10 protein-coding genes and 1 pseudogene are annotated in these 11274 nt (G+C 70.4%); 3 read left to right on the forward strand and 8 right to left on the reverse strand.

Annotated elements, in window-relative coordinates:
• The 3 genes from GAS53_RS52675 to GAS53_RS52685 form a co-directional block, all read right to left on the reverse strand.
• On the reverse strand, positions 1 to 445 hold a 445-nt coding region (locus tag GAS53_RS52675), incomplete at its 3' end, for a cation:proton antiporter domain-containing protein (protein ID WP_192583698.1).
• A 296-nt stretch (positions 446 to 741) separates the two neighbouring features.
• Positions 742 to 1125 carry a VOC family protein gene (locus GAS53_RS52680; protein WP_151484941.1) on the reverse strand — a complete coding sequence of 128 codons (384 nt, stop codon included), beginning with the start codon at positions 1123 to 1125 and terminating at the stop codon, positions 742 to 744.
• Complete coding sequence (locus tag GAS53_RS52685) at positions 1122 to 1916, reverse strand: arsenate reductase/protein-tyrosine-phosphatase family protein (RefSeq protein ID WP_225859677.1); 795 nt, start codon at positions 1914 to 1916, stop codon at positions 1122 to 1124. Before GAS53_RS52685 ends, GAS53_RS52680 begins: the two co-directional genes overlap by 4 nt.
• 110 nt (positions 1917 to 2026) lie before the next feature.
• On the opposite strand from GAS53_RS52685, the gene GAS53_RS55830 reads away from it, so the two are divergent.
• Together GAS53_RS55830 and GAS53_RS52690 are read left to right on the forward strand one after the other, a co-directional pair.
• Positions 2027 to 2164: a hypothetical protein gene (locus GAS53_RS55830; protein ID WP_192583700.1), complete on the forward strand. Its 138-nt coding sequence runs from the start codon at positions 2027 to 2029 to the stop codon at positions 2162 to 2164.
• 66 nt (positions 2165 to 2230) lie between these two features.
• Positions 2231 to 3526 (forward strand): amidase, encoded by a 1296-nt coding sequence (locus GAS53_RS52690; protein WP_151484943.1) that lies wholly within the window; start codon positions 2231 to 2233, stop codon positions 3524 to 3526.
• Positions 3527 to 3639: 113 nt separating this feature from the next.
• On the opposite strand, the pseudogene GAS53_RS52695 reads toward GAS53_RS52690, so the two are convergent.
• The 3 genes and pseudogenes from GAS53_RS52695 to GAS53_RS52705 form a co-directional block, all read right to left on the reverse strand.
• Positions 3640 to 4716: pseudogene (locus GAS53_RS52695) on the reverse strand (LLM class flavin-dependent oxidoreductase); the annotation flags it as partial.
• Between the two features lie 212 nt (positions 4717 to 4928).
• On the reverse strand, positions 4929 to 6869 hold the full coding sequence (locus tag GAS53_RS52700; protein WP_225859678.1) for a serine/threonine-protein kinase: 1941 nt from the start codon (positions 6867 to 6869) through the stop codon (positions 4929 to 4931).
• A 133-nt stretch (positions 6870 to 7002) separates the two neighbouring features.
• A complete protein-coding gene (locus tag GAS53_RS52705) occupies positions 7003 to 7782 on the reverse strand; it encodes an SDR family NAD(P)-dependent oxidoreductase (RefSeq protein ID WP_151484945.1) in 780 nt (259 codons plus the stop codon).
• 183 nt (positions 7783 to 7965) lie between these two features.
• Between GAS53_RS52705 and GAS53_RS52710 the strand changes: the two genes are divergently transcribed.
• Positions 7966 to 8328 carry a hypothetical protein gene (locus GAS53_RS52710; RefSeq protein ID WP_151484946.1) on the forward strand — a complete coding sequence of 121 codons (363 nt, stop codon included), beginning with the start codon at positions 7966 to 7968 and terminating at the stop codon, positions 8326 to 8328.
• Between the two features lie 99 nt (positions 8329 to 8427).
• On the opposite strand, the gene GAS53_RS52715 is transcribed toward GAS53_RS52710, so the two are convergent.
• Together GAS53_RS52715 and GAS53_RS52720 are read right to left on the reverse strand one after the other, a co-directional pair.
• Positions 8428 to 10410 carry a SpoIIE family protein phosphatase gene (locus tag GAS53_RS52715; RefSeq protein ID WP_404829440.1) on the reverse strand — a complete coding sequence of 661 codons (1983 nt, stop codon included), beginning with the start codon at positions 10408 to 10410 and terminating at the stop codon, positions 8428 to 8430.
• Between the two features lie 54 nt (positions 10411 to 10464).
• On the reverse strand, positions 10465 to 11109 hold the full coding sequence (locus GAS53_RS52720; RefSeq protein ID WP_151484948.1) for a class I SAM-dependent DNA methyltransferase: 645 nt from the start codon (positions 11107 to 11109) through the stop codon (positions 10465 to 10467).
• Between the last annotated feature and the right edge of the window lie 165 nt (positions 11110 to 11274).

Below are 11274 nucleotides of genomic sequence, written 5' to 3' on the forward strand. Positions count from 1 at the left end.
GCAGCTGCCGCAGTTTCGCGGGGACTTCCTTGCGGCCCACGATCGCGGAGGCGAACACCGGGTCGGTCGGGGCCAGGACCGCGCCGACCAGGAAGGACGTCGTCCAGTCCAGGCCGACCAGGAAGTGTGCGATGAGCGCCATGCCGACGAAGGCGAGCGGCATGCCCAGGCCGAGCGCACGGGCCGGGTTCTTCCAGTTGGCGCGCAGCTTCGGGAACGAGACGTGCATGCCGTCGGTGAACAGCACCGCGAACAGCGCCAGATCGGCCGTCACAGCCACGATGTCGCTGTCCGGTGTGATGTGGATCAGCCCGAGAAACCCGTCGCTGACCAGCGCACCACCCACGAGAAAGAGAAAGGAGGTGGACAGCACGGTCCGGGCCGCGAGGCCCGACAACAGCACCGCGATAAGCAGCGCCACCCCGAAGACCACAATGAGCACCATGGCCGAAACCCCCGATCGGAAGAGAGAGTGATCCCCTGCTCGCCGACCAGGCTTCCCGGCACACCGGAGGGAACCTTACAGGCCTTTGACGCATCTTTGACAGATCACTTATACGCGCAATGGCCTCTGTGACCTTGCCGGATCCCGGCAACCGTGAGCGCGGCGCCGACGCCGAAGCCATGACTCAGCCATGACACAGCCATGACACAGCCATGGCTACCGATCAGTTCAATCAGCGGCCGCCCGGACGGCGGCAGCCAGGAGCCGGGCCCAACCGAGGGTAAGGCGGGAGCGGCTCAGCGTCGGGCGGGTTCGAAGAGTTCGATGAGGTTGCCGGCCGGGTCGGTGAGCAGGATCTGGCGTCCGCCGGGGCCTGCGATGACTTCGCCGCGGAAGGACAGTCCGGCGGTGCGCAGCCGGTCGATCTCGGTGTCGAGGTCGTTGACGATGAGATGGATGCGGTTGCGGCCCGGTGCGGCGGAGTCGTCGGGCGTGGCCCGGGCGCCGGAGCTCGCCGGCCCGGACAGCAGCAGCCGCAGCCGGCCGCGGACGACGTCGGCGAAGGCCGGCGCGGGATGGGTGTGCAGCGTGAAGCCGAGGTGGGTGGTGTAGAAGCGGACCGCGGCGTCCACGTCGTCGACGATGTAGCGGACGCTGGCGAACTCGTCGGGTGTGGTCATGGCTGGATCTCCGGGTTCGTGGCGCGGGTGAGGACGGGCAGCAGATAGCGGATACGGGTGTCGATCTCCGCCGCCATGTGTCTGAAGGCGGGATAGCTTGCCTGGTCGTTGTCGCTGCCGACGGCCGGGTCGGGGATGCTCCAGTGGGTCCGTCGTGGCTGATGACCGAACTCCGGGTAGGCCTCGCGGACCTTGTCGCACAGGCTGATCAGGTGATCGAAACGGTGGCCCGCCACCGTGTCCAGATGGCGCGGTCGCTGGTCGGCGATGTCGATGCCGTAGTGCTCGCGCAGGACCCGCACGGCGTGGGGATGGATTCGCGGTTTGGGGTGGCTGCCGGCGCTGGTCACCTCCACGTGGTCGGCGGTGCGGTGGCGCAGCAGGGCCTCTGCGATCGGTGAGCGGGCGCTGTTGCCCGTACACGCGAACAGCACGCGAGGCCGGGCCGGCGGTTCCGCGGTCGTGGGAGGTGCTGGGGTTGCTGGGGTGGGCTCGAGGCGCAGCGCCGGGTGCAGCGCGAGGCCGGTGGCGGTCAGCGCGTGCGCGCAGCGCTCCAGATCCAGGTGGTAGTAGCTGTCGCGGGCATCGAAGCTGCTCCGATGGGCGGTGACCAGCCCACTTCGGCGCAGCAGCCGCAGATGGTAGGAGACCAGATTCTGCGGGTGGCCCAGCAGATCGACAAGTTCGCGGACCCGGTAGTCGCCTGCGGCCAGCGCTGTCAGCAGCCGCCACCGCAGTGGGTGGGCGGCCAGGCTCAGAAACGCCGGGGCGGCTTGTCCTGTCGGCACCACACGAACAAAATACATCAAACCTGCTTGATGGATCCATCGGTGGTTGGTGTTCGTGCCGCCGTCGTCCGGGGCTGCGAGAGGCCGGTGACGGCGGCGTCCAAGTCGGCCGGTTGCCCAGCACGGCCTTGGGGCCGACGGCCGAGGCGGGGGACGACAACTGCCCGACCCGCAAGGGGAAGGCGGCCGGCGACCAGATCGCCGAGTGCGTGTCACGTGCCAGGTCGGCCCGGCTCGTGCTGGAGTTGTAGCCCGCCCCGTTCAACAGCCGTGCAGTGAGGGCGGTCCCTCGGCACGGCTTGGAAGGAGAGCATCCGATGCCGGAAGTACGGCATGAGACGACAACCCTGTCCGCCCTGGTCGCGCGGACGACCGCCGGGGAACTGAGCGCGAGCGACGCGATCACCGGAGCACTGGAACGCCTCGACCGTACGGAACCCGACATCCGCGCATGGGTACGCGTCGACCGGGACGCGGCACTGCGGACCGCCCGGGAACTCGACGCCGCGCCACCGGGCGGACTCCTGCACGGAGTTCCGTTCGGCGTCAAGGACATCATCGACGTCCGCGGCCTGCCCACCGAATGCGGATCCCCCTTGCGGGAGGGCCGGGTCGCCGCGTCCGACGCCCCGCTGGTCGCCCGGCTTCGCCGGCTCGGCGCGATTCCGCTGGGGAAGACGGTCACCACCGAGTTCGCCTACTTCTCACCCGGCCCGACGAGGAATCCGCACAACCTCGCGCACACGCCGGGCGGTTCCTCCAGCGGCTCTGCGGCCGCCGTGGCCGCGGGCGTGGTGCCCCTGGCCCTGGGCAGCCAGACCGCCGGCTCGCTGACCCGCCCGGCCGCGTACTGCGGAGTGGCGGGCTTCGTGGCACCGGCCGGTGGACCGCTCGACACCGCGGGCTTCATGCGCCTGGCCCACAGCCTCGACGCGGTCGGGCTGCTCACCCCGACCGTCGCCGATCTGTGGCTCGCCTACGGGGCGCTGACCGGCGCGGACCGGCTCCCCGACGCCCCCGAACCGCCGACGGACCCGAGGCTGGCGGTGTGGACGGGCACCGAACTGGGCGAGGTCGAGGCGGACATGCGGTCGGCTCTGGTGCGGAGCGCCGAGCGCGCGGTGGCGAACGGTGCGGTGCTCGTCGACATCGACCTGACCGCGCGAACTCCCGGGCTCGTCGAGGCACACACCGCGGTCATGGCGTACGAGGCCGCCCGCGCGCTGGCTGCGGAAGCCGCGACCCCGGAGCGGCTGAGCACTCCGCTCAACGACCTCCTGGCGCAAGGCCGCGGGATCACGGCCGCGCGGTACGAGCACGCGCTGTCCGTCGCGGAGCGGGAGCGCGCCGCGATGCTGACGCTGCTCACCGAGGTGGACGCGGTCCTCGGCCCGGCCGGCCTGGGGCCTGCCCCGAAAGGGCTGACGGCCACCGGTTCGCCGGTCCTGAGCCGGCCGTGGCAACTCCTGGGCCTGCCGACGCTGACCGTACCCGGTCACCGGGACGGCCACGGCATGCCCCTGGGCCTGCAGCTCATCGGGCACCCGGAGCGGCTGGAACGGCTCTTCGCGATCGGCCACGCCGTCGAACAGGCCGCCCGCGCGAGGCAGTAGTCGCTTCGGGTGTGGTCTGCGCATACGCCGCCGTCGATGCCGTCGGTGCCTCCACGCCGACTCCGGCGCCGCAGAGCCAGAGAACCAGAGCCAGCGGCAGTACTGCCTCGTCCTCAGACCGGTTGGCCCGGGGCCGGGCGGGCGAACGCGGGCATGATCTTGTCGTGGATGAGGCGGAGTTGAGTGTTCACATCGGTCATGCCCTCGAGATCGCGGCCGGTGAACGTCTTGACGAGGCTGCGGTCAGTGATCGCGCAGATCATGTGGTTGACGCCGCTGGGCGCGATCTCCCGCTGGATCTTCTCCAGGCATTCCTCGGGCGTGCCCGCGACGGAGAGGCGTTCGGCGATCTCGGGTGTGGTCAGCTCGATGCCGCGGGCGAGGTCACCGGCGGCGATGGCGTCGATGACCGGCTTGAGTTCGCCCGGGTCGACCCCGTTGCGGATCAGCTGCTCCTCGGGCATCGAGGAGGCGTAGATGCCGACCATGCTGCGGGCGGCATCCTTGGCGGTCGCCGAGTCGGGCCCGGTGGCGAAGACGACCCAGGCACCGATGTCCAGTGACCGCCAGTCCTTGCCCGCACGCTCGGCTCCGGCCCGGATGTGCCGTACCGCGTAGTCGTACGCCTCGCGCGTATAGCTCAGCGCATGGTGGCAGCCGTCGGACAACTCGCCCGCCGCTTCGAAGGACTTGGGCCCACGCATCGCCCCGAGCATGAGCGGCACCCGGTCCTGGACCGGGCGGGCGAAGGTGAACAGCCCCTGGTAGCTGAAGAACTCGCCCTCGTACGTGATGGCCCCCTCGTCGAGCACCGTGCGCACCACGTGCAACGCTTCCTTGACCCGGGACAGCGGCCGAGTACGGGCCCAGTCGATGCCGTACTGGGCCAGGAGCCCGAAGTTGCCGCTGGACAGCACGCCCTCCGCGCGCCCGCCGGACAGCTCGTCGAGAGTGGCCAAGGCCTGGGCGATCAAGGTGGGTTCTCGCAGCGTGACCGGGGAGACGCTCGGGCCCAGGCGGATCTGGCGGGTCTGGCCGGCGGCCGCGGCGAAGAGGAGCCACAGATCCTTGTGCCAGGTTTCGTCGGCGGCGTAGCAGGCGTGGAAGCCGAGTTCATCGGCGAGCCTGATCGAGGCCAGTGACTCCTGGAGCGGGTAGTCGGGGAGCATCGCGTAGCTGAACTTCACGGGGTGCCACCTTCCGAAGCGGGATCAGCCGGGATGGACCACGAGGCCGAATCGTCTCTGCCGAGGGTGTCGACGAGGCCCTCAAGTGTCCAGAGACGTATATGAGTTGGCGTGAACTGGGCCGCTTCACGGCAACGGCGCAAGCGAGGGCCGCGGCGGCGTGCGTGGGGTGGTCCCGAACCGCCCGACCGACACGCGCGCATGCCTCTGATCCTTCAGGCCGCGTTACGCCACACCTTCACGTCCAAGGTGGCGTACGTCGTCCCGGACGAACCCTGGTACGTCACGAGCCCCACGTGCCCCGTCCCGCTGATGACGCACATCTGCCGGCCGGCGGTGAGGTCCTTGATCCAGATGTAGGTCTTGTAGCCGGTGGCCGCCCTGCACGCGTCCAGGCTGCCCTGCCGCCCCACCGGCAGCAGGGCGAGGGAGCTGCCGGAGGTGGTGCCGGGGGCGAGGACCGCGCCCGAGTCGTAGACGGCGTACGTCAGATCCTCGTCGGAGCTCCCGGAGTCCGCCTTGGCCCGCACCGGGGTGTCCGCCAGAAACAGGTCATGGCTTGCGGTCATCCGGATCCCGGAATACGTCACCGGGGCAGGGGCCTTCGGGGCCGCCGGCTCGCTGGGCGCGGCGCTCGGGGGAGCCGAGGTCGGGGCCCGTGTGGGCGTCGCGGGCCCCGAAGGGCTGGGCGGCAGCGCGGACTTGGCGGGCTTCGGCTTCTTGGACGCTTTGGCGGACGGGGAGCCGGACGCCGACGGCGACGCCTCGTCGACCGGAGCCGACTGCGACGCGGCCACCTCCTGCGCCCGGCCGTCGCTCTTGTCTCCGTCCCCCGGTACGAGCAGCAGCGTGACGCCCGCCCCGCCGGCGACAAGCACGACGGCCGCCGCCGACAACATCCAGACCCGGGCCCTGCGGCCCTTGGCATCCGCGGCTACCGAGGAGGTCTGCGCGGCGGCGGGCCCCTGCGGCTGCGGCCACGGAGTCGGGGCGTACGCACCTGGTGCGCCCGGAGCGCCCAGCACAAACGGCCCGGGCACCGCGGCATGGGACGGCGAGGTGGGGGAGTAGGCCACCGGAGGCCCGAAGCCATGGGAGCTCGCGGGCCCGAAACCACCGGAACTCCCCGGCCCGAAACCACCGGAACTCCCCGGCCCGAAGCCGTCGGAACTCCCGGGCCCATGACCGCCGGAACCATGAGCGGCCGGAGCCGCCCCCGCCTGGGCCTGATCGGCCCCTTCGGCCCGAGCCGCTATCCCCGCCGCCAACTCGCCCGGCAGCCACGCCCCGGACGTGAACCGGGCATCGTCACCACGATTCGCCTGGATGGTCTGAACGGAGCGTATGACCTCCTCGACGGAAGGCCGCTCGGCGGCGGGCTTGCGCAGACACCGTGCCACCAACTCCCGTATCTCCTCGGGCACATGGCTGAGGTCGGGCTGCTCGTGCACCACCCGGTAGAGCACCGCGTGCGCATCCCCGTCCCCGAAGGCGGCACCGCCCGTCGCCGCGAACACGGCAGTCTGCCCCAGCGCGAACACATCGGCCGAGGCGGCGGCCTCGCCGCCGAGCGCCTGCTCCGGCGCCATATAGGCGACCGTGCCGAGGGCCGTACCGCTCTGCGTCAACGGCGTGGCATCCGCCGCCCGCGCGACACCGAAGTCGATGACGCGCGGGCCGTCGGCGGCGAGCAGCACGTTCGACGGCTTGAGGTCCCGGTGCACGATGCCCTCGCGGTGCACTGCCTGCAATGCCTCCGCGACACCGGCGATCAGTCGCAGCACGGTGTCAACGGGCAGCGGCCCGTGCTCGCGCACCGCGTCGGCGAGGGACGGCCCCGGCACATAAGCGGTCGCACACCACGGAGTGGAGCCCTCGGTGTCGCTGTCCACGACCGGAGCCGTGTACAGCCCGTGCACCCGGCTCGCCGCCGCCACCTCGGCCCGGAACCGCTGCCGGAACTCGGCGTTCTCGGCCAACTCCGGCCGGATCACCTTGACCGCGACGGCCCGCCCGCCCGGCGTGCGCGACAGATAGACCCGCCCCATACCGCCGGACCCGAGCCGCGCCACCAGCCGGTAGCCGCCGACCACCCGCGGATCGCCGTCCTCCAGCGGCTGGAAACCTCCCGCGCCGGGCCCACCGTTGCTCAACACGCCCCACTCCACCCCAAGATCTGCTCTGTCGCCCCATTGCATCACGGGTCCCATGCGTCCCGCTGAGCACCCGTCAAGAGACCCCAAGATCGGAGGCGTGGGTCGAAGGGGGCCGCAATCACCAGATGCCGGATCAGTGAACGGAGAGCCCGCCGTCGACGAAGATGGCCTGTCCCGTGACGTAGGCGGAGGCGCGGCTCGCCAGGAACACCGCCGCGCCCGCGAAGTCCTCGGCCAGACCGTTGCGGCCGACCATCGTGCGCGCGGCCAGTGCCGCCACCTTCTCGGGGTCGGACGACAGCCGCGCGTTGAGCGGCGTCATCACGAAACCTGGCACCAGCGTGTTGCAGGTGACGCCGTAGGGCGACCACGCCTCGGCCTGTGAACGGGCCAGAGACTCCAGCGCCCCTTTGGACACCCCGTACGCCCCGCTCTGGACGAACGCCCGATGCGCCTGCTGGGAGGTGATGTGGATGATCCGTCCGAAGCCCCGTTCGGCCATACCGGGGCCGAACCGCTGTCCCAGCAGATAGGGCGCCTCCAGGTTCACCGCCATCGTGGTGTCCCAGACCTCCTCGCCCAACTCGCCCATCGGCGGCCGCAGATTGATCCCCGCACTGTTGACGAGAATGTCGGGCTCCCCGAATGCCTCGGCCGCCTTCTCGGCCGCCGCGCGCACGCCGTCGCGGCTACCCAGGTCGCCACTCACCCAGGCCGCCCGGCAGCCGTCGGCCGCCAGCTCACCGACCGTCGCGGCGAGTTCCGCCTCCTTGCGCGCCACGACCACGACGCTCGCCCCGGCCCGTGCGAGGGCCCCGGCGATGGCCCGGCCGATGCCGGAGCTGCCGCCGGTCACCACAGCGACCTTGCCGTTCAGCGAGAACAATTCGGAGAGGTACGTCTGCGAGGTCATGCCCGAACCCTAGACACGGCGGCCGTGGTGAAGACGCCCGGGGCGGCGCCTCATCCTCGCTGGGCTCCCATGGCCGACGCCTCACGAGCCGCCCAGGGTTCGACGCGACGGCGGGAGGGGTCCCATTGCCGGCTGGTTAGAAATGCCGAGCGGGAATCCCCTTGAAAACAGGAGGTCCAACTGATGAGTACGCGTATGCGCCGGCGAGCCGCGACGACTGCTGTCACGCTGACCATGGCCGGCACACTGGGGTTCGGCCTGATGACGCCGGTGGCGTATGGCGCCAATGGGCCCTGCTACGACGGGCGGTGCAAGACCACCGTGTCGGCGCCCAAGACCATCAAGGTCGACAGCCGCAAGTTCGGGTTCGGGAAGTTGAAGATCACGAGCATCAGCTCCCGATCCGTGAGGATGTCGGCCGCAGGCGGGAGCCTCACCGGCAGCACCAGCCCGGGCGGCACCGTCCAGTTCAACAACCTGAAGATCTGGGTGAAGTCGGTCTCCGGCAACAAGGCCAAGCTCCAACTGTTCCCCACCCGGTACTGAGTTGGTCGGTGAACCCCGGCGCGTTCGTCTCGCGCCGGGGTTCACCGTTTCCCGGACAGCAGGCGCGGCCCCAGACCGTCGGCATTGCGCCTGGATCGGCTACGTCCTCGGGATCTGTTGCTCGAACCAGACGACCTTGCCGGTGCTCAGCCTCGTCGCTCCCCAGCGGTGCGCGAGTTGATTGACCAGGAAGAGACCGCGGCCGCCCTCGTCACCCGGCTCGGCGTGTCGCATCCTGGGCACCATGGGCGAGTCGTCGGTCACCTCGCAGCGGAGCACATCGGTGCGGAGCAGTCGTAGCGCGATGGGCCGGGAGGCGAAGCGCACGGCGTTCGTCACGATCTCGCTGACCATGAGTTCCGTCGAATCGAGCAGGGGAGTCAAGCCCCAGCGGCGCAGGGCCCTGCGCGTCAAGCGGCGTGCCTGCCCCGCGGTGAGCGGGTGGGGGTCCAGGTACCAGTACCCGACGCTGTCCGGAGGGAAGCCCTCGAACCGGGCGGTGAGCAGCGCGATGTCGTCGTCCCGGGAGCCCGGGGCCAAGGTGCCCAGGACCTGATCGCACAGCAGTTCCAGCGAGGGAGTGGCGAGCCCGCGCACCGTGGCTTCGAGGCGGGCTCGCAAAGCCTCGACGCCTGTTCCCACGTCCATGTCGCGAGACTCGACCAGGCCATCGGTGTACAGCAGAAGGGTCGCTCCCGTGGGCGCGGGCATCTCCACGGGTTCGAAGACGACGCCGCCGACGCCGATGGGAGCGCCCGGCGGGACGCGGAGTACCTCCCCGTGGCCGTCCGGGTACAGGAGCACCGCGGGCGGGTGACCGGCGTTCGCCATGAGCAGCCGATGCGATATCGGGTCGTAGATCGCGTAGAGGCAGGTCGCGATGTGGTCGCTGCCAAGGCGCTGGGCCTGCTCGTCGAGGTGGTGCAGGACCTCGTCAGGGGGCAGGTCGAGCCCGGCGAGGGTCTGCACGATGGTGCGCAGCTGGCCCATGATCGCGGCAGAGGTCATGGAATGGCCCATGACATCGCCGACGATCAGCGCGACGCGGTTGCCTGGCAAGGGGATCGCGTCGTACCAGTCGCCTCCTACCTGAGCGGTCTTCGAGGCGGGCAGGTACCGACTGGCCAGCCGGACACCGGTGGGCTCGGGCAGCGACGACGGGAGCATGGTGTGCTGCAGCGTGTCGGCCACGGAGGCTTCGTGTCCGTACATCACCGCCTTCTGGATGCCGATGGCGGTGTGTGTCGCGAGCTGTGAGGCGACGAGCAGGTCGTCACCGGTGAAGGCGGATCGGGCGGGCCGGCGCAGCAGAACGACGGTGCCCATGACATGTTGGCGGCCGTGCAACGGGGCGATGATCAATCTGCGGCCCGGCGGCAGCGCCCCCGGCACACCTGCCACGGGCCCGAGGAGCTCGGCCACCGCGGGCGCGATTCCGGGCGCGTCGCCGAACGCCGGCCGCCCGGCCAGCAGCAGCTTCGCGAGTCGGCCGTTGACAGTCAGATGCACACGCTCGGCCACGTCCGAGTGGACGGGAAGGGGCGTCGGCAGGGGCGTCCGGGTCCGTTCGGTGTGCGAAGTCTCCGAGTTCCTGTCGATGCTGTGCAGCTGCAGGACGATGGGTGCGGTCGACTTCTCGTCCCCGACCGGCAACGGGTCGTGCAGATGGATGATGATCGCGTCCGCGAACGCGGGGACGGCTGCCCGGCGCAGTTCCCGGAGGGTCTCGTCCAGGTCCATCCCGCGGGCGATCCGCCGAGTCGCCACGTCGAGATACCGCAGTCGGTCGGTCTGTGGTCCGGTGCTGTCTGGCACCGTGTCCTGGGTGGATTCCGCTTGAGGTCCATCGCCTTCCGGAATACGGCGCTCGGTGTCGGAGGAAGCCGGGGCGGCCGAGCCCTTTCCGGGCTGCCCGGCCGTGCCCCCGGCGCGGCGGCCGTGGGGCGGAGATGACGGGTGCGTCCCGGTGACCCGCGGGCCCATGGAGGTGTCGGGTGCGACGGAGCCGGTCCCGCTCAGCGGGCCGCCGGACCGCCGGGCGGCCTCGGCAGGGCCTTCATGGGGGGTGCGGTGCTCCGTCACGCGTTCTGTCCCGTCCAGTGGATGCCGCCGTCCGCGTCGATCGATCGTGCGCGATCAGTCACGCCGCCTGCAGCAGAGGAAGACCTGTTCCTCGGGTGGGACGTCGGCGACCGCCGGGGCATAGGTGTAGGAGGACTCCTCCACGATGTCGAAGCCCGCGTTATCGATGACCTTGTACAGGTCCTCCCGCAGGTAACCGGAGACCCGGATCGTGCTGCCGAGGAACGGGATGGAGAAGTCGTCCACATCGGCTTCCACCATGGACAGGACGAACAGGCCACCGGGAACCAGCAGATGGCGGACCGTCCGAAGCGCGAGGGAAATCTCTGCGCGCGGCAGCATCAGCAGGGAGAAGAAGGCCGCGACGGCGTCGAAGCGGCCCAGGTCGCGAGGGCCGCCCGGTCGCAGATCGGCGAGGTCCAGCTGGTGGAACGTCGCACCGGGGACATACTCCCGGGCGAGCCTGACCATCTCGCCGGACAGGTCGACGCCCACCACCTCGAAGCCGGCGTCCGCCATCTGGCGCGCGGTCGGCACCCCGGTGCCACAGCCAAGGTCCAGCACGCGGGATTCTGCCTGCAACGAGCGGATCAGCCATTCACCGGCGGCAACCTGGCCCTCCTTGTGAGGAAAGGCCTCGTCATAGCGGTCGCCGATGGCGTCGAAGGCCTCGGCCTGACCGCTGCGGTCAGGCCCCATGTCCTCGTCATCAGCGCCATTGCTCCTGGTGATCACAAAAGTGACCTTTCGTCGCACATATTGAATTATTCCACAATCGGGTGAACACGGACCGTGAGTGATCTCCTACCGCTCCGGTGGGGCATCGGCCGGCGGCGGGGTTCGGGGCCCGGCACGTGCCGGGCC

This window comes from Streptomyces albicerus (genome assembly GCF_008905045.1).
Lineage (GTDB): Bacteria > Actinomycetota > Actinomycetes > Streptomycetales > Streptomycetaceae > Streptomyces > Streptomyces albicerus.